At 55.5% G+C, this 21,309-nt stretch carries 19 protein-coding genes; 10 read left to right on the top strand and 9 right to left on the bottom strand.

The window, feature by feature from the left end; translation table 11 throughout:
• The first annotated feature begins 258 nt into the window (after nt 1-258).
• The 6 genes from map to ACWWFX_RS14735 all read left to right on the top strand — a co-directional run bounded on the left by map (nt 259) and on the right by ACWWFX_RS14735 (nt 6,819).
• Nucleotides 259-1,053: a type I methionyl aminopeptidase gene (gene map / locus ACWWFX_RS14760; RefSeq protein ID WP_276221620.1), complete on the top strand. Its 795-nt coding sequence runs from the start codon at nt 259-261 to the stop codon at nt 1,051-1,053.
• Nucleotides 1,054-1,173: 120 nt separating this feature from the next.
• Nucleotides 1,174-3,846 (top strand): bifunctional uridylyltransferase/uridylyl-removing protein GlnD, encoded by a 2,673-nt coding sequence (gene glnD, locus ACWWFX_RS14755; RefSeq protein ID WP_473224133.1) that lies wholly within the window; start codon nt 1,174-1,176, stop codon nt 3,844-3,846.
• 32 nt (nt 3,847-3,878) lie between these two features.
• Nucleotides 3,879-4,703, top strand: a complete 825-nt coding sequence (gene dapD, locus ACWWFX_RS14750) for a 2,3,4,5-tetrahydropyridine-2,6-dicarboxylate N-succinyltransferase (RefSeq protein WP_231825335.1) — start codon at nt 3,879-3,881, stop codon at nt 4,701-4,703.
• A 54-nt stretch (nt 4,704-4,757) separates the two neighbouring features.
• Nucleotides 4,758-5,588 carry a phosphodiesterase YaeI gene (yaeI, locus tag ACWWFX_RS14745; protein WP_473224132.1) on the top strand — a complete coding sequence of 277 codons (831 nt, stop codon included), beginning with the start codon at nt 4,758-4,760 and terminating at the stop codon, nt 5,586-5,588.
• An 11-nt stretch (nt 5,589-5,599) separates the two neighbouring features.
• Nucleotides 5,600-6,310 (top strand): hypothetical protein, encoded by a 711-nt coding sequence (locus ACWWFX_RS14740; RefSeq protein WP_473224131.1) that lies wholly within the window; start codon nt 5,600-5,602, stop codon nt 6,308-6,310.
• A gap of 119 nt (nt 6,311-6,429) precedes the next feature.
• The gene (locus ACWWFX_RS14735) at nt 6,430-6,819 is read left to right on the top strand and encodes a DUF3461 family protein (RefSeq protein ID WP_015965851.1); all 390 of its coding nucleotides are present in this window, start codon (nt 6,430-6,432) and stop codon (nt 6,817-6,819) included.
• 123 nt (nt 6,820-6,942) lie between these two features.
• Here ACWWFX_RS14735 and cdaR read toward each other — a convergent pair whose 3' ends face one another.
• The 3 genes from cdaR to dgt form a co-directional block, all read right to left on the bottom strand.
• Nucleotides 6,943-8,100 carry a DNA-binding transcriptional regulator CdaR gene (gene cdaR / locus ACWWFX_RS14730; RefSeq protein WP_015965852.1) on the bottom strand — a complete coding sequence of 386 codons (1,158 nt, stop codon included), beginning with the start codon at nt 8,098-8,100 and terminating at the stop codon, nt 6,943-6,945.
• Between the two features lie 159 nt (nt 8,101-8,259).
• Nucleotides 8,260-9,693 (bottom strand): serine endoprotease DegP, encoded by a 1,434-nt coding sequence (degP, locus tag ACWWFX_RS14725; protein WP_276221629.1) that lies wholly within the window; start codon nt 9,691-9,693, stop codon nt 8,260-8,262.
• 135 nt (nt 9,694-9,828) lie between these two features.
• Nucleotides 9,829-11,343, bottom strand: coding sequence for a dGTPase (dgt, locus tag ACWWFX_RS14720; protein ID WP_473224130.1), 1,515 nt, complete (start codon nt 11,341-11,343; stop codon nt 9,829-9,831).
• An 83-nt stretch (nt 11,344-11,426) separates the two neighbouring features.
• On the opposite strand from dgt, the gene mtnN reads away from it, so the two are divergent.
• Genes mtnN through ACWWFX_RS14705 form a run of 3 tightly spaced genes read left to right on the top strand, consistent with a single transcriptional unit; the run spans nt 11,427 to nt 13,558 of the window.
• The gene (gene mtnN, locus ACWWFX_RS14715) at nt 11,427-12,125 is read left to right on the top strand and encodes a 5'-methylthioadenosine/S-adenosylhomocysteine nucleosidase (RefSeq protein WP_253898998.1); all 699 of its coding nucleotides are present in this window, start codon (nt 11,427-11,429) and stop codon (nt 12,123-12,125) included.
• Nucleotides 12,118-12,918: a vitamin B12 ABC transporter substrate-binding protein BtuF gene (gene btuF / locus ACWWFX_RS14710; RefSeq protein WP_473224129.1), complete on the top strand. Its 801-nt coding sequence runs from the start codon at nt 12,118-12,120 to the stop codon at nt 12,916-12,918. Before mtnN ends, btuF begins: the two co-directional genes overlap by 8 nt.
• Nucleotides 12,919-12,934: 16 nt before the next feature.
• Entirely contained in the window at nt 12,935-13,558 is a 624-nt protein-coding gene (locus ACWWFX_RS14705) for a TRIC cation channel family protein (RefSeq protein ID WP_015965857.1), read from the top strand.
• Between the two features lie 41 nt (nt 13,559-13,599).
• Here the strand turns inward: ACWWFX_RS14705 and ACWWFX_RS14700 are convergent, their stop codons facing one another.
• From ACWWFX_RS14700 to clcA, 3 genes are all read right to left on the bottom strand, one after another.
• Nucleotides 13,600-14,034 carry a DUF3617 domain-containing protein gene (locus ACWWFX_RS14700; RefSeq protein WP_473224128.1) on the bottom strand — a complete coding sequence of 145 codons (435 nt, stop codon included), beginning with the start codon at nt 14,032-14,034 and terminating at the stop codon, nt 13,600-13,602.
• Between the two features lie 155 nt (nt 14,035-14,189).
• Nucleotides 14,190-14,534: an iron-sulfur cluster insertion protein ErpA gene (gene erpA, locus ACWWFX_RS14695; protein WP_015965859.1), complete on the bottom strand. Its 345-nt coding sequence runs from the start codon at nt 14,532-14,534 to the stop codon at nt 14,190-14,192.
• An 81-nt stretch (nt 14,535-14,615) separates the two neighbouring features.
• Nucleotides 14,616-16,052, bottom strand: a complete 1,437-nt coding sequence (gene clcA, locus ACWWFX_RS14690) for a H(+)/Cl(-) exchange transporter ClcA (protein WP_473224127.1) — start codon at nt 16,050-16,052, stop codon at nt 14,616-14,618.
• 183 nt (nt 16,053-16,235) lie between these two features.
• On the opposite strand from clcA, the gene hemL reads away from it, so the two are divergent.
• Complete coding sequence (gene hemL, locus ACWWFX_RS14685) at nt 16,236-17,516, top strand: glutamate-1-semialdehyde 2,1-aminomutase (RefSeq protein WP_456147174.1); 1,281 nt, start codon at nt 16,236-16,238, stop codon at nt 17,514-17,516.
• 95 nt (nt 17,517-17,611) lie between these two features.
• On the opposite strand, the gene fhuB is transcribed toward hemL, so the two are convergent.
• From fhuB to fhuC, 3 genes are read right to left on the bottom strand one after another with little or no spacing between them, the layout of a single operon-like run.
• Entirely contained in the window at nt 17,612-19,594 is a 1,983-nt protein-coding gene (fhuB, locus tag ACWWFX_RS14680; RefSeq protein WP_473224126.1) for a Fe(3+)-hydroxamate ABC transporter permease FhuB, read from the bottom strand.
• The gene (gene fhuD / locus ACWWFX_RS14675; protein WP_473224125.1) at nt 19,591-20,481 is read right to left on the bottom strand and encodes a Fe(3+)-hydroxamate ABC transporter substrate-binding protein FhuD; all 891 of its coding nucleotides are present in this window, start codon (nt 20,479-20,481) and stop codon (nt 19,591-19,593) included. The genes fhuB and fhuD overlap by 4 nt, the downstream gene beginning before the upstream one ends.
• A complete protein-coding gene (fhuC, locus tag ACWWFX_RS14670; protein WP_231825344.1) occupies nt 20,481-21,278 on the bottom strand; it encodes a Fe3+-hydroxamate ABC transporter ATP-binding protein FhuC in 798 nt (265 codons plus the stop codon). The genes fhuD and fhuC overlap by 1 nt, the downstream gene beginning before the upstream one ends.
• Nucleotides 21,279-21,309: the final 31 nt, after the last annotated feature.

Here is a 21,309-nt window from a genome sequence, read left to right as displayed (position 1 = left end):
AAAGGGCACCCCGGAATATGTGTCGATACGTGTGTGTTGTTACACAAAGTGAGATTGTCGCTTCAGTCCATTCTGTGTATATCAAATGGAACGGAAGTCCGGCGCGCTTTATACCACAAATACGCCACCGACACCAATAATTGTTGGCACTCTATGCTGTAACTGATTCTCAATCTGGTAGTGGATGCTTCAGACTGTTAACATTGACAGCACTTACACAATTATTGTCGATAAATTCGACCCTGATGGACAAACTCCATGGCTATTTCTATTAAAACACCTGAAGAAATCGAAAAGATGCGCGTCGCGGGTCGTCTGGCAGCTGAAGTGCTGGAGATGATCGAGCAGCACATCAAACCGGGCGTGAGCACCGGCGAGCTGGATCGCATCTGTGACGACTGGATCGTCAACCAGCAGCACGCGATCTCCGCCTGCCTTGGCTACCACGGTTACCCGAAATCGGTCTGCATCTCCATTAACGAAGTGGTCTGCCACGGGATCCCGGACGATGCTAAGCATCTGAAAGATGGCGATATCGTCAACATCGATGTGACCGTGATTAAAGACGAATTCCACGGTGACACCTCAAAAATGTTCATCGTCGGCAAACCGACCATTCTGGGCGAGCGCCTGTGCCGCGTCACCCAGGAAAGCCTCTATCTCGGCATCAAGATGGTGAAACCGGGTATTCGCCTGCGCACCATCGGCGCGGCAATCCAGAAATACGCGGAAGCGGAAGGTTTCTCTGTGGTACGCGAATACTGCGGTCACGGTATCGGTCGCGGCTTCCACGAAGAACCGCAGGTGCTGCACTATGATGCAGATGACGGCGGCGTGGTGCTTAAAGAAGGCATGACCTTCACCATCGAACCGATGCTGAACGCCGGTGATTACCGCATCCGCACGATGAAAGATGGCTGGACGGTAAAAACCAAAGACCGCAGCTTGTCTGCTCAGTACGAGCATACTATTGTGGTAACGGCAAACGGCTGCGAAATTCTGACACTGCGTAAGGATGACACCATCCCGGCTGTCATCTCGCACGACGAATAATTGATTTGCCTGATGGCGATGCTCACGCATCTTATCAGGCCTACAAATTGCACTATCCAGTAGGCCGGATAAGGCGCTTGCGCCGTCATCCGGCTTTTTACATGGGTGGCGCAAACATAAATGAAAACTCTTCCTGAACAGCTCGCGAATACCGCACTCCCCACCCTTCCCAATCAGCCGCAAAATCCCGGTGCCTGGCCTGCGGATGCGCTGAACATTGCCACAATCAAATCCCATCTTGATGATTTCCAGCGCTGGCTGGGCGAAGCCTTTGATAGCGGGATTTCCGCCGAACAGCTCATCGAAGCGCGCACCGAATTCATCGACCAGCTCCTGCAACGCCTGTGGCTTCAGTACGGTTTTGGCGATGTGGAAGACGCGGCGCTGGTTGCCGTTGGCGGCTACGGGCGCGGTGAGCTGCACCCGCTCTCGGACATCGACCTGCTGATTTTAAGCCGTAAGAAACTGCCCGACGAGCAGGCGCAGAAAATCGGCGAGCTGTTAACGCTCCTCTGGGATCTCAAACTGGAAGTGGGCCATAGCGTACGAACGCTGGAAGAGTGCCTGCTGGAAGGTCTTTCAGACCTGACCGTCGCCACCAACCTGATTGAATCACGCCTGCTGATTGGCGACGTCGCGCTGTTCCTGGAACTGCAAAAACACATTTTCAGCGAAGGTTTCTGGCCGTCCGAAAAATTCTTCCCGGCGAAAGTGGAAGAACAAAACGCACGCCACCAGCGCTATCACGGCACCAGCTATAATCTTGAGCCGGATATTAAAAGCAGCCCCGGCGGCCTGCGCGATATCCACACCTTACAGTGGGTCGCCCGCCGCCACTTTGGTGCCACGTCGCTGGATGAAATGGTCGGTTTCGGCTTTTTGACTGAAGCCGAGCGCAACGAGCTCAATGAGTGTCTGCATCTGCTGTGGCGCATCCGCTTTGCTCTGCATCTGGAACTCAACCGCTACGACAATCGCCTGCTGTTCGACCGTCAGCTTAGCGTCGCCCAGCGCCTGAACTACGGCGGCGAAGGCAATCAGCCGGTCGAGCACATGATGAAAGATTTCTACCGCGTGACGCGCCGCGTCGGCGAGCTTAATCACATGCTGCTTCAGCTTTTTGACGAGGCGATTCTCGCCCTGACCGAAGATGAAAAACCGCGTCCGATTGACGATGATTTCCAGCTACGCGGCACGCTTATCGACCTGCGCGATGACACGCTGTTTATGCGCGAGCCGCAGGCGATTCTGCGCATGTTCTCTATTATGGTGCGCAACAGCAGCATTACCGGAATTTACTCCACGACCCTGCGCCACCTGCGCCATGCGCGTCGCCATCTGGCGCAGCCGTTGTGCTATATCCCGGAAGCTCGCTCGATTTTCCTCAGTATGCTGCGCCACCCCGGCGCGGTGAAACGCGGCCTGCTGCCAATGCATCGCCACAGCGTGCTGTGGGCTTATATGCCGCAGTGGTCGCACATCGTCGGTCAGATGCAGTTTGACCTGTTCCACGCCTACACGGTGGATGAACACACCATCCGCGTGCTGCTCAAACTGGAAAGTTTTGCCGAAGAAGAGACGCGCCCGCGCCACCCTTTGTGCGTCGATCTCTGGCCGCGCCTTACCCATCCCGAACTGATTCTGATGGCCGCGCTGTTCCACGATATCGCCAAAGGACGCGGGGGCGATCACTCGATTCTTGGCGCGGAAGACGTGCTGAAGTTTGCCGAGTTGCACGGCCTGAACTCCCGCGAAACGCAGCTGGTTGCCTGGCTGGTACGTCATCACCTGTTAATGTCCGTCACCGCCCAGCGGCGTGATATTCAGGACCCGGAAGTGATTAAACAGTTCGCTGAAATTGTGCAAACGGAAAACCGTCTGCGTTATCTGGTGTGTCTGACGGTTGCCGATATTTGCGCCACCAACGAAACCCTGTGGAACAGCTGGAAACAGAGCCTGTTGCGCGAACTCTATTTCGCCACCGAAAAACAGCTGCGCCGGGGAATGGATAATACGCCGGACATGCGCGAACGCGTGCGTCATCACCAGATGCAGGCGCTGGCGCTGCTGCGCATGGATAACATCGACGAAGAGAAGCTGCATCAAATCTGGAACCGCTGCCGCGCCAACTACTTTGTACGCCACACGCCAAATCAGCTCGCCTGGCATGCCCGACACCTGTTGCAGCACGATCTCGCGGAACCGATGATCCTGTTAAGCCCGCAGGCCACCCGTGGCGGCACCGAGATTTTCATCTGGAGCCCGGATCGCCCTTACCTGTTTGCGGCAGTGTGTGCGGAGCTGGATAGACGAAACCTCAGCGTGCACGACGCGCAGATATTCACCACCCGCGATGGCATGGCAATGGATACCTTTATCGTGCTGGAACCCGACGGTAGCCCGCTCTCATCCGATCGCCATGAGGCTATCCGCCTTGGGCTGGAACAGGCGATTAGCCAACGCAGCTGGCAGGTGCCGCAACCGCGTCGTCAACCGGCAAAATTGCGTCACTTCTCCGTCGATACCGAGGTGAATTTCCTGCCGACCCATACGGACCGAAAATCATTCCTCGAACTGATTGCGCTCGATCAGCCTGGTCTGTTAGCGCGCGTCGGGAAAGTCATTGCCGACCTCGGAATTTCCCTTCACGGGGCCAGAATTACGACAATTGGTGAACGAGTAGAAGATTTATTTATAATCGCCACCGCCGACCGGCGTGCGCTTAATAATGCGCTGCAATTAGAGGTACAACAACGGTTGACAGCAGCCCTCAATCCAAACGATAAAGGGTAATCATTTTTTTTACACAGATGGAAAGAGTAACAATGCAGCAATTACAGAACGTTATTGAGTCCGCTTTCGAGCGTCGCGCCGACATTACCCCAAACAATGTCGACACCGTAACCCGCGAAGCGGTAAACCAGGTTATCGCCTTACTGGATTCCGGCGCGCTGCGTGTCGCTGAAAAAATTGACGGCCAGTGGGTCACTCACCAGTGGCTGAAGAAAGCGGTTCTGCTCTCTTTCCGTATTAACGATAACCAGGTTATCGATGGTGCGGAAAGCCGCTACTTCGATAAAGTGCCGATGAAATTCGCCGACTACGACGAAGCGCGCTTCCAGAAAGAAGGCTTCCGCGTGGTTCCGCCAGCAGCTGTTCGTCAGGGCGCGTATATTGCTCGCAACACCGTACTGATGCCGTCTTACGTTAACATCGGCGCTTACGTTGACGAAGGCTCTATGGTTGACACCTGGGCGACCGTTGGCTCCTGCGCGCAAATCGGTAAAAACGTCCACCTGTCCGGCGGCGTCGGCATCGGCGGCGTCCTGGAACCGCTGCAGGCTAACCCGACCATCATCGAAGACAACTGCTTCATCGGCGCGCGCTCTGAAGTGGTTGAAGGCGTGATTGTCGAAGAAGGCTCTGTTATCTCCATGGGCGTATACCTGGGCCAGAGCACCAAAATCTACGACCGCGAAACCGGCGAAGTCTTCTATGGTCGCGTTCCGGCGGGCTCCGTTGTCGTTTCCGGCAACCTGCCGTCGAAAGATGGCAAATACAGCCTGTACTGCGCGGTCATCGTGAAGAAAGTGGACGCCAAAACTCGCGGTAAAGTGGGGATCAACGAACTGCTGCGCACGATCGATTAATCATCGCGACAACGGGTGACATGAAGTCACCCGTTTTTACATCATGGACGACCAATGATTTCTCGCAGACGTTTTCTGTTAGGGGCAGCCGCTACGCTTGGCGCCGCAAGCGGTATAAGTTACGCCCATTACTGGGAGCCCGGCTGGCTTGAGGTTATCCACCAGCGAATCCCTTTCTTTCATTCTCCCTCACCTTCTACGCAAACCTTTAAAATCCTGTTTCTGGCGGATCTTCATTACTCGCGTTATGTTCCTTTATCCCTGATTTCAGAAGCAATCACTCTGGGGCTTGCACACGATCCTGACCTCATTCTGTTGGGTGGCGATTATGTATTATTTGATATGCCGCTGAATTTTCCGGCATTCAGTCAGGTACTCTCGCCACTGGCCGCGCACGCGCCGGTTTTTGCCTGTTTCGGCAACCACGACCACAAAGTTGGCAGCCCGCACAATGATGCGATAAGTCAGGCAATTATCCATGCGGGTGTAACGCCTTTATTTAATCGCACCACGGTTATTACCAAGGGGAAACAACAATTTGAATTAACCGGCGTGGGCGATTTATGGTGTGGGCAATGTAACAGCGCAGCGGTTCCCGGCTGGCGCAACGGCATATTACCGCGCCTGGTGCTGGCACATAATCCCGATAGCAAAGCAGTACTGCGCGATGGCATATGGGATTTGATGCTGTGTGGGCATACCCACGGTGGGCAAATGCACATCCCGCTGATTGGCGAACCTTTTGCCCCCGTCGAGGACAAAAGGTATGTCGCAGGGCTGAATGAGTATGGCGAACGACAAATCTACACGACGCGCGGCGTGGGAAGCTTATATGGATTGCGGCTGAACTGCCGGCCTGAAGTGACGATTCTGGAATTGGTTTAAAGGGAGAGAAAATGATGGATTATTATCTGGGCGGCTATCTTTTATTGCGTTGTTTACCGGTTAACCATTTACACCCGCAACTGGATGGCAAACCGCTGCTGACGTGCAGCACCTGTTTTAATGAAAGCCTCTTTTCTACATGGTCATTATCCTGGGCCAGCTCTGCAGAGAGCCTTTACGACGCTAACATGACCATTCATGAACACATCAATGCTGTTTTCGCCATTGATGATTCAGCAAGGGAACGCATCCATATTTGGGCCGATGAAAAATTTAATGAGGAAAAGATAGGCTGGCCTAATGTATTTATGGATGCGAAAACCGCCATAGACTATAAGAAAACATTTCTGCCGGAGATTGATAACACTTATCTCTTTGCCCTCTATTTCACCGAACGTGACATCAATAGCTTCCTCGCGTGTTACAAAACGGAAGGCATCCCGATGAGGCTGACCGCTCACGGGATGGAAAAGCAAAACGTTAATGAACAGCTTATTGGCTATGATATTGTTGGCCTGGATTATGGTGGTGAATTCCATACCTCGCACTGCCACTATCTGCACGATAATCTCCACCAGCGCTTCGGCCTCACACTCAATGAACACGGTCTCTACAACAACATTCCCGACTGGCAACCCGTCGTTGACTATATGAATGATGAAACAACTGGATGCGAACCGGTGCCGTGGGGTATCGCTAAGATAAAACAGGTAATTTTCTAATTTTTACGCCATGATAATAGTCGGGCAAAAAAGGCTTTCGTGCGATCTCAGTCGAGCCGGGGCCACCGGGCTGGATGATAAGATAATCAAAATTAACTGACTCCTTTTGAGGTACCGCTATGTACGATAATCTGAAAAGTTTGGGCATTACCAATCCTGATGAAATCGATCGTTACAGCCTCCGGCAGGAAGCCAACAACGATATCCTGAAAATCTACTTCCAGAAGGATAAGGGTGAGTTTTTCGCCAAAAGCGTGAAATTTAAGTATCCGCGTCAGCGCAAAACCGTTGCCGCCGACGGCGTTGGGCAGGGTTACAAAGAGGTGCAGGAGATAAGCCCTAATCTGCGCTATGTGATTGATGAACTGGATCAGATTTGCCAGCGCGATCGCACCGAGGTGGATCTGAAGCGTAAGATCCTGGACGATCTGCGTCACCTGGAGTCGGTGGTGACCAATAAGATCAGCGAGATTGAAGCGGATTTGGAAAAACTGACGCGGAATAAATAGCCCCTCACCCCGGCCCTCTCCCACAGGGAGAGGGAGAAAACCGGCGCGCGAAATAACCGTTGTGCACAATCAGTCCCCTCTCCCTCAGGGAGAGGGTTAGGGTGAGGGTGGTCCGCGATTCAGCTACGGCTGCTCATCCAGCTGCAACGCCACATACAGCAGCAACCTATCGTCAAAATTACTCAAATCCAGCCCCGTTAATTCTGAGATGCGGTTCAGGCGGTACTCCAGCGTATTACGGTGAATAAACAACGCCTTTGATGTCGCCAGCGGCTGCACGTTATGGCGGAACCACGCCGCCAGCGTACGCCGAAGTAATCCGTTGTTATCCATCGCTTTGAGCCGCGTTAACGGGCGGGCCAGCTCATTGGCCTGCCAACCACCACGCAAGCTGTCGAGCAGTACCGGCAGCATAAGGTCCTGATAAAAGTAGCTGCGGCTTTCCGGCATACGCTGCTTACCGACCATCATGGTGGTCCGCGCCGTGCGGTAAGAACGTGCAATACTGCCCGGCCCGGTAAAATAGTTACCCAGCGAGACGCGAAAACGCAGCTGTCCGTTCTCTTTCATCCGCGCGATGAGTTGCTCAACGCGTTTTCGGTGATCTTCTGCATCCCAGCGGCCAAACTGATTCAGCGCCGGTTTCAGCACCACCATTTCAGTCAACGAAACAATCGCAATCAGGTTATTACGTTCGGGCGTGGTCAGCGCATTTTGCAGCTGTTGAAGTTCGGCCATCGCGCTATCCACGCCAAGCTGCCCGCTGTCCACTTCCACCACCGCCACCACGCGCGGCTGGTTTAAATCGATACCCAGACGTTGCGCCCACTCGGTTAATGCGGGCGTATTCTCTTCCGCCTGAATCAGGTTCATGACCAGTTCTTCACGCAGGCGGCTATCCTGCGCCAAAAGATGCATCAGACGCGACTGCTCGAGCATCATTTCGGCGGTCATGCAGACCAGTTCGCCGTATTTACGCAGCGTTTCCGGTTCACCGGTAAGGCCGATGACGCCAACAATCTCGCCCTCCAGCCGCAGCGGCAGGTTGATCCCCTGACGCACGCCGTGCAGATGCCTGGCAACCGCATCATCAATGTCCACCACCCTGCCCTGAGAAAGCACCAACAGCGCGCCTTCGTGCAATTCACCAATACGCTCGCGATCGCCGCTGCCGATGATGCGACCACGGGCGTCCATGACGTTAATGTTGGTGTCGATAATGCGCATGGTTCGCGCCACGATATCCTGCGCCATTTTGGTATCAAGATGCCAGCCAGCCATGTAATCCTCCTGTGAGCAGGTTACAGCATAAGGAAGATGGCTAACCGTCGCACTGTGCAAATGCACAAAGCCAGGGTCAGAAATATGGAGTTGTGGAAGGCTTCACAGAACAATGAGAAAACCCTTTCCCCAGGACAGGGAAAGGGTTGGCTGAGGGGATTACTGCATCAACAGGTAGATAGAGCTATCGCCACGCTGAATGTTCAGCGCCAGTACCGACGGTTTGCTGTCGAGAATTTTGCGCAGCTCAGCGATGTTTTTCACCGCCTGCTGGTTCGCGCCCACAATCACGTCACCTTTTTTCAGGCCAATCTGTGCAGCAGGGGAACCGGCTTTCACCGTATTCACCACCACGCCTTTATCCTGGCCTTTATTGCTCATTTCCGCCCCTTCGATGCCGCTGAAGATGGAGCTGGAATCAACCTGATTCTGGCTGCTTTGTTGCAGTTCCAGGCTCACGGTCACCGGTTTGCCGTCACGCAGCAGGCCGAGGCTGATTTTGCTGCCGATTGGCATGGTGCCAACCTGCGCACGCAGCGCCGCGAAGCTGCTGATTTGTTTACCGTTCAGGGAGGTAATCACATCACCGGCTTTAATCCCCGCTTTTGCTGCGGAAGAGTTCGGCATCACCTGGCTGACAAAGGCCCCACGCTGAGCGTCAACTTTCATCGCTTTCGCCAGTTCGGAGTTCAGCTCGGTCCCCATAATACCCAGCTCACCGCGTTTCACCTGACCGAATTCCACCATCTGCGAGGTCAGGTTTTTCACCATGTTGCTCGGGATTGCGAAGCCGATACCGATGTTGCCGCCGTCCGGTGCCAGAATCGCGGTGTTGATACCGATCAGTTCACCGTTCAGGTTCACCAGCGCGCCGCCGGAGTTACCCCGGTTAATCGCCGCATCGGTCTGGATAAAGTTTTCATAGTTTTCAACGTTCAGGCCGCTACGACCCAGCGCAGAAACGATACCGGAGGTCACGGTTTCACCCAGGCCGAACGGGTTACCGATAGCGACGGTATAGTCACCCACGCGCAGCGCGTCGGAGTCTGCCATCTTGATTGCCGTCAGGTTTTTCGGATCCTGAATCTGGATCAGCGCAATATCGGAACGCGGATCTTTGCCGACCACTTTGGCGTCAAATTTACGCCCATCGCTGAGCTGTACTTTAATGGTGGTGGCGTTATCCACCACGTGGTTGTTGGTGACGACGTAGCCTTTCGCCGCGTCAATCACGACGCCGGAACCCAGCGCCTGGAATTTTTGTTGCTGACCGCCGCCCTGGCCGCCATCAGCCCCACCGCCCTGACAGAACGGAGAGTTCTGGAATGGGGAGCCCTCCTGACAGAACGGCGAGTTGTCGCCAAAGAACTGCTGGAAGTTACGCCCCATGCGCGGGGTATTCACGGTCGTGCTGCCTTCAACGTTGATACTGACTACGGACGGCATCACTTTTTCCAGCATTGGCGCCAGGCTTGGCATTTGCTGTGCGGTCGTGGCGGATGAAGCCGTCTCAGCCGCGCTAGCGGACAACGGAGACAATGCCAAACTTAAACTAAGAGCCAGTGCACTCATTGCTAACGTGGTTTTTTTCATGTGTTTCAATCTCAATTTCAGATTATGCAAAGTTGCTGTGTACGTGACTATCAGAGTCATATTCTCACGCGAAGTTCCGCGCTTAAGGTGCTGGAAAAAGTAAAAATTTATTGTCCGTCTTTACAAATCTCGTGATTATTCCACCGCCATCAGACGACGATATTCATCCCACGCGTAGAGATCGGTCATCCCGCTGATATAGTCCTGAATCAGGCGACAGCGATAATAGTATTCCATCACCGGGAATTCTGCTGCGTCACGCGATACTTTATTTACGGCCTCGATATACGCCAGTCGATGGTTACGCGAGAGTTTCTGGAACAAGCGCGATTCTATCGGCAGCGAAACGATACGCTCTTTCTGAACCAACAACGTGAAGTCAGTTTGCGATAATTTCAACAGGGGAGAATAGATTTCCAACAACCCGCTAATCACCCGGTAACCCTGAAGCTCAAGCATCTCGACGTCAGAATGACTAAATACATGCTTTATAGCGACTTTTTTATAGAGATCTAATAGCTGGCTATAATCGCTTTCGTCTTCCAGTAGCGCATGATTAAAGTCGCCACGATAGATATCCGGCAGATTATCAATAAAGCGTTGGGCGGCGAACGGCACCAGTTTATTTAACGTATTGACGCGCAAATACATAAAGAACTGATCGACCGTGCTGCGACTTAATGAATTGGAACGCGATTTATCCCAGGCATTTTCGACCACCTGCGCAAACAGAGAACCTTTCCCATGTTCGGGCCAGGCATCATGTAAATGTTGATAAAGCTGCTCGACGCTAAAGATACGTTTTTCTACGGCATCCTCAAGATCCGCCACGCAATAGGAGATATCATCCGCCGCCTCCATAATCCAGGTTAAGGGGAAACGATTGTAAGGGGCTAAATCCAGTTCTTTACGTAAGCGCGCAATATAGTGCTCTTCGGCTAAATAATAGCCAGGTTTTTTCATTAAATAGCTGTGGCTTGCCGGCACATCGCTGGCCCACCAGGCCGGTCGCGTATATTTCAGGATACACCCCACCTGCGCCCACGTAAGATTCATACGCATTAAGGTATGCACCATGCGGATCCCTTGCGCGTTGCCTTCGAAATGGCAGAGATCCTGACGCACTTTTCGACGTAATTCGTTCAGCGTCTCATCGCCTTCTTGCAAACGCAGCGTAGCCACCACGCAGCGATCGTGGCTGAGCGGCTGTTGGGTGGCATCCCCCGGAACCAACCGTTGGCGGAACCAGTCGTTAATCGCCGCTTCGCCAAAATGACCAAACGGCGGGTTACCAATGTCGTGCATCAGGCAGGCCATCTCAACGATGCTTTCGAACGGCCCGGTCAGCTCATCCAGCCCATAAGCGGCTAACAGCTTTTTCTCTTTCAGACGGCTGAGTACTTCTTTCGCGATGTAACGCCCCACCTGCTGAACTTCCAGCGAATGGGTTAGACGCGTGCGCACGGCCGCGTTGCGCTCCAGCGGGAAAACCTGGGTTTTCTGCTGTAAACGACGAATCGCCGGGGAGTTAATAATGCGCCCGCGATCGCTTTCGAATATTTGCAGAATTTCATGCTCAGAACTGACGCCTTCTGGCGAGCGATAGCGCCGGCCCCAGTTAATCTTGTTGCGAAAATCAATCTTAGCCATAGCCTCTCCATCGCGAGAAATGCGCTTCCCCTGAACCCCATGGTAGACTATGCATCCAAATAGGGCATATCGCGAGTAAATCTATGAAAATCGGCATCATTGGCGCAATGGAAGAAGAAGTTACGCTGCTGCGTGACAAAATCGAAAACCGTGAAACTCTCTCCATCGGCGGAAGTGAAATTTATACCGGGCAGCTTAACGGGGTGGATGTCGCGTTACTGAAATCTGGTATTGGTAAAGTCGCTGCCGCGATGGGCGCAACCCTGCTGCTGGAACGTTGCCAGCCGGACGTGATTATCAACACCGGTTCTGCGGGTGGCCTGGCGCCGACGCTGAAAGTGGGCGATATCGTGGTTTCTGATGAAGCGCGTTATCACGATGCAGACGTCACGGCGTTTGGTTACGAATTTGGTCAGCTTCCGGGCTGCCCGGCAGGTTTTAAAGCCGACGAAAAGCTGATCTCTGCGGCAGAAGAGTGCATTAAAGCATTAAATCTGAATGCGGTACGTGGCCTGATCGTCAGCGGCGACGCCTTCATCAACGGCTCCGTAGGTCTGGCGAAAATCCGTCACAACTTCCCGCAGGCAGTGGCCGTTGAAATGGAAGCGACCGCCATCGCGCACGTCTGCCACAACTTTAACGTCCCGTTCGTGGTGGTCCGCGCGATCTCTGACGTCGCTGACCAGCAGTCTCACCTGAGCTTTGACGAGTTCCTGGCGGTTGCAGCAAAACAATCCACCCTGATGGTGGAAACCCTGGTGCAGAAGCTGGCGCGTGGTTAAGTCGCTGCTTAAAGGGCTTCTCGCCCTCGCACTGGTTGCCCCGGCGTGGCTTTGCGCCGCGCCGCGGGTGATTACTCTCTCTCCTGCCAATACGGAACTGGCCTTTGCTGCCGGGATCACACCGATTGGCGTCAGCAACTATTCCGACTACCCAGACGCGGCGAAAAGTATTGAACAGGTCGCCTCGTGGCAGGGCATTAACCTTGAACGCATCGTGGCGCTAAAGCCCGACGTGGTGCTTGCCTGGCGCGAAGGCAACGCCGAACGGCAGGTTAACCAGTTGAGTTCGCTTGGAATTAAGGTCGTATGGATAGACAACCATACGGTGGAAAGCATTGCCGCTACGCTGCGCGAAATCGCCCGGTGGAGCCCACACCCGGATAAAGCGGAACAGGCCGCCAGCCAGCTGCTGCACGACTACGCCGAACTCAAAGCCCGCTATGCAAATCAGCCCAAAAAACGGGTATTCCTGCAGTTCGGTTTCAATCCTATCTTTACCAGCAACAAAGCCGCCATTCAGAACCAGGTGCTGGAAATTTGCGGGGGTGAAAACATCTTCGCCGACAGCCGCGTTCCCTGGCCACAGGTGAGCCGCGAACAGGTGCTCACCCGCCAGCCACAGGCGATTGTGGTCGCCGGTGGCGCGAGTCAAATTCCGAAAATCGAGCAGTATTGGGGCAGTCAGCTCACAATCCCGGTGATTCCTCTCAATAGCGACTGGTTTGAACGTGCAAGCCCACGTATTATCCTCGCCGCGAAACAACTCTGTACTGCCCTGGCGCAGGTTAATTGATAGGTTAACTCAGGATATGCTCGTCTACTGGCTGGATATTCTTGGCACAATGGTATTTGCCGTTTCCGGCGTTCTGCTCGCCGGAAAGCTGCGTATGGACCCGTTTGGCGTGCTGGTGCTGGGCGTGGTCACCGCCGTCGGCGGCGGTACAATCCGCGATATGGCGCTCGACCACGGCCCGGTCTTTTGGGTAAAAGATCCTACCGACCTGGTGGTGGCGATGGTCACCTGTATGCTCACTATCGTGCTGGTGCGTCAACCGCGCCGCCTGCCAAAGTGGGTATTACCGGTGCTGGATGCCGTCGGCCTCGCGGTGTTTGTCGGTATCGGTGTGAATAAAGCGTTTCTTGCCGAAACCGGGCCGCTGGTCGCCATATGCATGGGGGTGATCACGGGCGTCGGTGGCGGGATTATCCGTGATGTGCTGGCGCGCGAAGTGCCGATGATCCTGCGAACGGAAATTTACGCCACCGCCTGTATCATCGGCGGCATCGTACACGCCACGGCATTTTATACCTTCAACGTTCCGCTGGAGAGCGCCAGTATGATTGGCATGGTGGTGACGCTGGTCATTCGCCTGGCGGCGATTCACTGGCATCTGAAGCTGCCGACCTTTGCGCTGGACGAACCGGGGAAATGATGTGATTAAGCCCGATGACGCAACGCCATCGGGCCTGAGAATTATTTCTGCGCCTTCCCTTTCGACGCTTCTGAGCACTCTTTTCCGACAAACTTCTGCACGGTTTCGCTGCTGGTACTCATCTTCTGGCCACCGTTTTCGAGATCCATTTTCATGGTCATATGGAACTCGGTATCGCTGATTTTTTTCGTCTCAACCACGGTGTGCATTTTGCTGTCTGGCTTATCGCAGGTGGTTTCGTTTACCAGCAACGTATCCGTGCTTTCAGTAAACTTCGTGGTACAACCTTCTGCGGTAGTTTCAAAACCTTTGGCGATTTTTTTCGAATCTTCAGCCATTTTTTCCGTATAACACATATGGATAGCCGTCCCCTGACTTTCCATGACCCATTCACCAGGCTGAATATCCAGAGCCATTGCACTGTGTGAGCCCGCCAGAGTAAATGCAAAAACAGCCGCTAATGTAGCGTATTTCATAATTAAGTCCTTTAATATTAAAAAGTTACATTCCGTGTTATCAGCCATAAAAACAAAGCCCGAACACCAAAGGTATTCAGGCTTTTTATATTTACCGCCTCTGTGAGCGATATTATTTTCCAGGCCGGATGCGCGTTAACGCGATCCGGCGAGTATCAGATACTGAACGAAGAACCGCAGCCGCAGGTGCTGGTCGCGTTCGGGTTGGTCACGATGAAACGAGAACCTTCCAGACCCTCGGTGTAATCAACAGAACCGCCAACCAGGTACTGCAGGCTCATCGGGTCAACGACCAGACCCACGCCCTGTTTCTCAATGGTCATGTCGCCTTCGTTGATTTGATCGTCAAAGGTGAAGCCATACTGGAAACCGCTGCAACCACCACCGGTGATATACACACGCAGTTTCATATTCGGATTGTCTTCATCCGCAATCAGGTCTTTTACTTTAGAGGCTGCGGCGTCGGTAAACTCCAGCGGCAGCACGACTTCATCACTCATTTTTTGCTCCCATTAATACTGTAATCTGGGCAAATAATAACCCGATTCTTTTGGTCATTATCTAATACCCTGGTAATTCATTCAAGTATTCTGCCCGGCCGCTTGCTGGGCTTTTGCCGCTTGCTGGGCTTTTGCCGCCTGCTCCGCTTCCTGTTTCGCCAGCGTTCGCGCCAGGATCGTGGCGTAGAGCGGCTTGCCGCCCAGGAACTGCGCTAATAGCGTGGCACCTAAGCAGGTAATAATCATTGGCAAAATGAGCTGATAATTGTCGGTCATCTCCAGCACCAGCACAATTCCGGTGAGCGGCGCGCGTACCGATGCAGCCATCAATGCGCCCATGCCTGCGATAGCAAACGTGCCCGCCTCCAGATGATAGCCCGGAAACACATTCATTGCCGCCATGCCGAACGCGGTGCCCAGCAGCGTGCCCAGCGCCAGCATTGGGGCGAAAATCCCGCCCGGTGCGCCGGAGGAGAAGCAAAGCAGCGTGGTCAGCACGCGGGCAATAAAGATAAACAGTAGCAAACCTACGCTGTAGTTACCCGCAGCCGCAATCGGAATCAGGTTAAACCCCCCGCCCGCCGCCGCCGGTTCAATCAACCCAAGCACGCCGCATAGCCCACCAATCAGGCCGCCGATCAACACCCACTTTTTGATTTCGCCACCGTGAATGCGCTGGAACATATCCTGCGTTCTCAACACCAGCGTATTAAAAATGGGGCCGACGATACCAAAAATCATCCCCAGTATCAGATAAAGCCACAGCGTATTCACCGGCGCGTTAGTCAGTTTGCCCACTTCAATCACCGGCGTTTCACCGTTAAAGATGCGGAACACCACGCTGGACATAATCACGCCGGTAAAGACGGCTTTTATCGAGATCAGGTTATAGCGAAACTGCGAGCGCATCTCTTCAATGATGAACAGGATCCCCGCCAGCGGCGCATTAAACGCCGCTGACAGCCCCGCCGCCGCGCCGGTTGCCAGCAGGGTGTGACGCGCTTCGGCGCTGCGCATACGGAAGATATCGCCAATCATGCGCCCGATGTTACCGCCGATTTGCACCGTCGGCCCTTCGCGCCCGAGTACCATCCCGGCCCCGAGCGTCCCCATCCCGCCGATGAATTTCACTGGCAACACGCGCCACCAGCGGACCGGACGTAACTCTTCCAGCGCGCCCTCGATTTCAGGGATGCCGGAGCCCCCCGCTTCCGGCGCAAAGCGGCGTACCAACAGGTAGCCCACCATCGCCAGCAGCCCGGAAAGAATAAAGGCCAGCGGCCAGACGATAAACCAGTGATCCGCGACATGCGCGATCGACGCCATCCGGAGGTTAGACACCCAGTTCACCGCTTTTTCGAACGCCACGCCGACGAAACCAGCGACGGTACCGACCAGCGCGGCCATCAACAGAATTTTTAACGGCGTTTTATCGCGGTTCAACAACCGCCGTATCGTATCGCCACGACGTAAGCGCGCAATTTGCTGTGACTCAAAAGAGGAAGAATCTGCTTTCATCTGCTTATCATTAATTGGTAATACAAATCCGAAGGGGGCATTCTAGCGGGCCTCTCGCCCCTCGTCGCGTAAAAATTCCCCTGAATCACCAGGTGTTTCAATTCCGCAAAACTTTCATAACCTTCCTGGAATAATTAGAATAGCCCGTTAATCATTTTCCTCCCCCGAATCAGGAGCCGTTTCATGAGCAAATCGGAAAACCTCTACAACGCAGCGCGAAAACTTATTCCCGGCGGCGTCAACTCACCGGTACGCGCCTTCACCGGCGTGGGTGGCACACCGCTGTTTATCGAACGTGCGGACGGGGCTTACCTGTATGATGCGGATGGCAAAGCCTACGTGGATTACGTCGGTTCCTGGGGCCCGATGGTGCTGGGCCATAATAACCCCACCATCCGTAACGCGGTGATTGAAGCTGCTGAGCGTGGTCTGAGCTTCGGCGCGCCAACCGAAATGGAAGTAAAAATGGCGGAACTGGTGACCGAACTGGTGCCGACCATGGACATGGTACGTATGGTGAACTCCGGTACGGAAGCGACCATGAGTGCCATTCGTCTGGCGCGTGGCTTCACGGGCCGCGATAAAATCATCAAATTCGAAGGTTGCTATCACGGCCATGCCGACCACCTGCTGGTGAAAGCCGGTTCCGGCGCGCTGACCCTCGGCCAGCCAAATTCCCCAGGCGTTCCGGCAGATTTCGCCAAACACACGCTGACCTGCACCTATAACGATCTCACCTCTGTGCGCGAGGCGTTCGAGCAGTTCCCGCAGGAGATCGCCTGTATCATCGTGGAACCGGTCGCGGGCAACATGAACTGTGTACCGCCGCTGCCAGAATTCCTGCCGGGCCTGCGCGCCCTGTGCGATGAATTTGGCGCGCTGCTGATCATCGATGAAGTCATGACCGGTTTCCGCGTCGCTCTGGCGGGCGCGCAGTCTTACTATGACGTCGTGCCGGATCTGACCTGCCTTGGCAAAATCATCGGTGGCGGCATGCCTGTCGGCGCATTCGGCGGACGCCGCGATGTGATGGACGCACTGGCGCCAACCGGCCCGGTTTATCAGGCAGGTACGCTTTCCGGTAACCCGATTGCAATGGCCGCAGGCTACGCATGCCTGTCGCAGGTGGCGCAGCCGGGCGTGCACGAAACCTTAGACGAGCTCACTACCCAACTGGCAGAAGGTTTGCTGGAAGTGGCTGAAGAGACGGGCATTCCTCTGGTGGTTAACCACGTTGGCGGCATGTTCGGGATTTTCTTCACCGACGCCCAAACGGTGACCTGTTATCAGGACGTCCTGAAGTGCGACGTGGAGCGCTTCAAGCGTTTCTTCCACCTGATGCTGGACGAAGGGATTTACCTGGCGCCGTCGGCGTTTGAAGCGGGCTTTATGTCTGTGGCGCACACGCCGGAAGATATCAATAAAACTATTGATGCCGCGCGTAAGGTGTTTGCGCAGCTGTAGCCCCTCACCCTAACCCTCTCCCACAGGGAGAGGGAACCGACCGGCGCTTGTTTTCCCCCTCTCCCTCAGGGAGAGGGCCGGGGTGAGGGTCTTTTCTAACGACTCTGCTTTCTCAGCAAATAAATAAAGTACGGCGCGCCGATAAAGGTCGACAGCAACCCTGCCGGGATCTGATACGGGAACATGATCATGCGCCCACACCAGTCGGCAAACACCAGCAGCAAGCCCCCTACCAGCGTAGACATCACGATATGCGGCATTGTACGGCGGAAGCCCATCATGCGCGCGATATGCGGTGCCATCAGGCCAACAAAGCTCAGCGGGCCGATGGTCAGCGTGGCCGCCGCCGTCAGACTGGCTGCCAACAAGAGTAAAGCAATGCGCGCAGGTGTTAGCGCAATACCGACAGACCGCGCAGTATCGCCCCCCAGCGGCAGAATCGTTAACCAGCGGCGACTCAACGGTACCAGCAGGAACAGCACCGCCATCACCACCGCCGATTGCAGCACCTGGGTGCTGGTCGCATTGTAGGTTGAGCCCGAAATCCACGTCAGGATCTGCGCCATGCGCGGATCGCCGCTCGCCTGCAACATCATCAGCAGCATGGTAAACGCAGTGCTGAGCGCCATTCCCGCCAGCAGCATGCGGTGCGGCGAGAAGCCACCGCGCCCGGCGGCGATCAAAATAATCAGCAGCGTCACCGCCGCGCCAACGCTGCCCGCAGGCAGTAGCCAGCCAAAGGCGTTGCCCGGCACAATAAACAGCATCAACACCACGCCGAACGCCGCGCCGGAACTGATCCCCAGCACTTCGGGGCTGGCCATCGGGTTACCCGTCAGGCGCTGAATGATACAGCCCGCCACCGCCAGCATCATCCCGGCGATCAGCGCAGAGAGTACGCGCGGCCAGCGCCATTGCAACAGTTCATCCAGCAGCGTACCGCTCGCCCAGTGCCAGCCATCGGCATCACGGCCAAACGCCAGCGCGACAAAAACCGCCACCAGCAGAATCACCAGCCCGGCGATGGCCCATACAGGCACGTGATAACGCTCCTGCGCGACGCTGTCGCTGGCATTCATCGACGGCGCGGTCATGCTGCGCAGGCGCGGGAGCAGCCACAGCAGCAATGGCGCGCCAATCAGCGCGGTAACTGAGCCGGTCGAGACTTCCATCCACACACGGGTGAGCCAGATAATGATTTGATCCGAGAGCCAGAGGATCAGCGCGCCAATCAGCGGCGCCAGCATCAGACGTGCCAGCAGACGGCGCGCGCCGAGCATCTTCGCCAGCAGCGGCGCAAACAGGCCGATAAAGCCGATAATGCCTACCGCATTAACGAGGAAGGCGCTGATCACAATCGCCAGCGTCAACGCCGCCAGACGTGCCAGCGATAGCGCCAGCCCCAGGTTGCGGGCCACGCCGTCATCCAGCCCCATCAGCGTCAGCGGGCGCAACAGCAGCAACGTGAGCATCACTCCGCCCAGCAGCTGCGGCCACAGACGCTCGACGATGCTCCAGTCGGTTTGCGTCAGCGTGCCGGTGCTCCACAGGAACATGCTTTGTAGCTGGTCATGATGGAATATCACCATCAGCTGGTTAATCGCGCCGCAGTAAAGGCTGACCACCAGCCCCGCCAGAATCAGCGTCACCGGCGAAAGTCGCTTGCCCCATGCCACGCCAAACACCAGCGCACCGACAATGCAGGCTCCGGCCAGCGCGGCAAACTGCGAGGTCAACGCGCCTGGGATCGCCCACAGAGTGGTGACGGTCATGCCAAGCTGCGCGCCGGTCGCCACGCCAAGCGTGGTCGGTTCCGCCAGCGGGTTACGCAGCACCTGCTGGAACAACACGCCGACCAGCCCCAGCCCCGCGCCCACCAACAGCGAAATCGCCAGCCGTGGCGTCAGGCTATAGTGGAACAACATCTGGTCGATAGAATCAATATTCGGCTGACGAAGCGCCTGTAACCACTGTCCGCGCGGCAATGCAATGTTAAAGTTAAACCAGGTCAGCGCCAGCGCCACAATAAACAACGCCAGCAATAACAGGGCGGCAAATGGAGAGATTTTGGTTCTCATGCTTTGCCTCCCAGCGCGTTATCCAGCACGCGGCCAAAATGCATCGCCGAGAGCGTCGCGCCGTAGAACCAGACCGCCGGCACGCGCTGAAAACGATTCGCCCGCACAAACGGCATGGCCTGCCACAGCGGCGTCGCCATTAGCTTACGCATCTCCGGGTCGTTGCCGTGGTCAAAACAGAGCACATCCGCATCTTTGTAGGCGGCCAGGCGATCAATACCCACCGCCACACTGCCCCAGAAGTTGGTTTCGCCCTGCCAGGCGTTTTTAACACCAAGCGTGTCGAGCATCTCCTGGAACAGGCAGTTCGGCCCGAAAACCAGCATATGCCGCGCATCCAACAAAGTGACCATCAATAACGGGCGTTCGCCGCGCATCGCAAAGCGCGGCTTCAGGCTTTCAACAAAGGCATCATAATCACGCAGGTGCTGTTGCGCCTGCGGCTCGCGGCCAATCAGTTGCGCCATTTCGACAAGCGAGTGACGCGCCTGCGCCAGCGGTTGCTTACCATCGCTAAAAGCAAAACCGCGCCCCGGCGCAATTTTTGCCAGTGTCTCTGCCGAAGGGCCATAGCCCGCCGACCAGACCAGATACGAGGGTTTCATCTGGGTAAGCAGTTCGAGGTTGGGTTCGGTGCGCAGGCCAACGTCAATCACCGAGTCCGGCAAGGCGGGTTCATTCACCCACAGCTTATAGTTTGGGATATCGGCAATACCGTAAGGCGTGACGCCCAACGCCAGCAGCAGCTCAACCGGGAGCCACTCCAGCGCCACAATACGATGAGGATCGACCGTCGCCGCCTGCGCGTTGCGCATTTGCCAGAGCAGCGGCGAGAGCGCCATCGCCGTCAGTAAACGCCGACGGCTAATCAAAGAGGAGGCATCCATCAATAGACAAAGCTTACCGGCGCTGCGCCTGCCGGGTGTGGCAGTATCCCCATCGGGATACCATAAATATGTTCCAGCGTTTCGCTGCGCATCAGCTCAGCAGGCGTGCCCTGAGCGATCATTTCGCCGCCACGCAGCGCCACTAAATAGTCACAGTAACGCGCGGCCATGTTGATGTCGTGCAGCACTGCCACCACCGTCAGCCCGCGCTGCTGGCTTAAGCGGTGCACCAGCGCCAGTACATCAACCTGATGCGCGATATCTAGCGCCGAGGTCGGCTCATCCAGCAGTAAGCAGCGGCTGTCCTGCGCCACCAGCATGGCAATCCACGCGCGTTGACGTTCACCGCCGGAGAGGCTATCCACCAGACGATTGGCCAGCGGTTTTAACCCGACCAGGGTAATCGCTTCTTCCACTTTTTCGCGGTCGGCTGCGCCAAAACGCCCCAACGCCCCGTGCCACGGGTAGCGACCAATCGCCACCAGCTCCCGCACCGTCATCCCTTCCGCCTGCGGCAACTGCTGCGGCAGATAGGCGACTTTGCGGGCAAACGCTTTGCTGTTCCAGCTGTCGAGCGGTTGTCCGTCCAGCAGAATCTCACCTTCCGATGGCGGCTGATGACGCCCAAGCATTTTCAGCAGTGTGGATTTACCGGAGCCATTGTGACCGATGAGGCCGGTCACTTTCCCAACCGGAAAGGTGAGCGAGAGAGGATGAAGCAGCGTGCGACCTGGAACCCGAAACGAGACGCTATCGAGTGCAAAGGTGGTATCTGGAGGGGTTGTGATGTCCTGCATAGCCGTCAACTTGTCAAAGGGCGCGGATAAA

The sequence above is a fragment of the Pseudocitrobacter sp. 2023LY-00077 genome (assembly GCF_055796175.1).
This window is presented reverse-complemented; position numbering and strand designations above follow the sequence as displayed.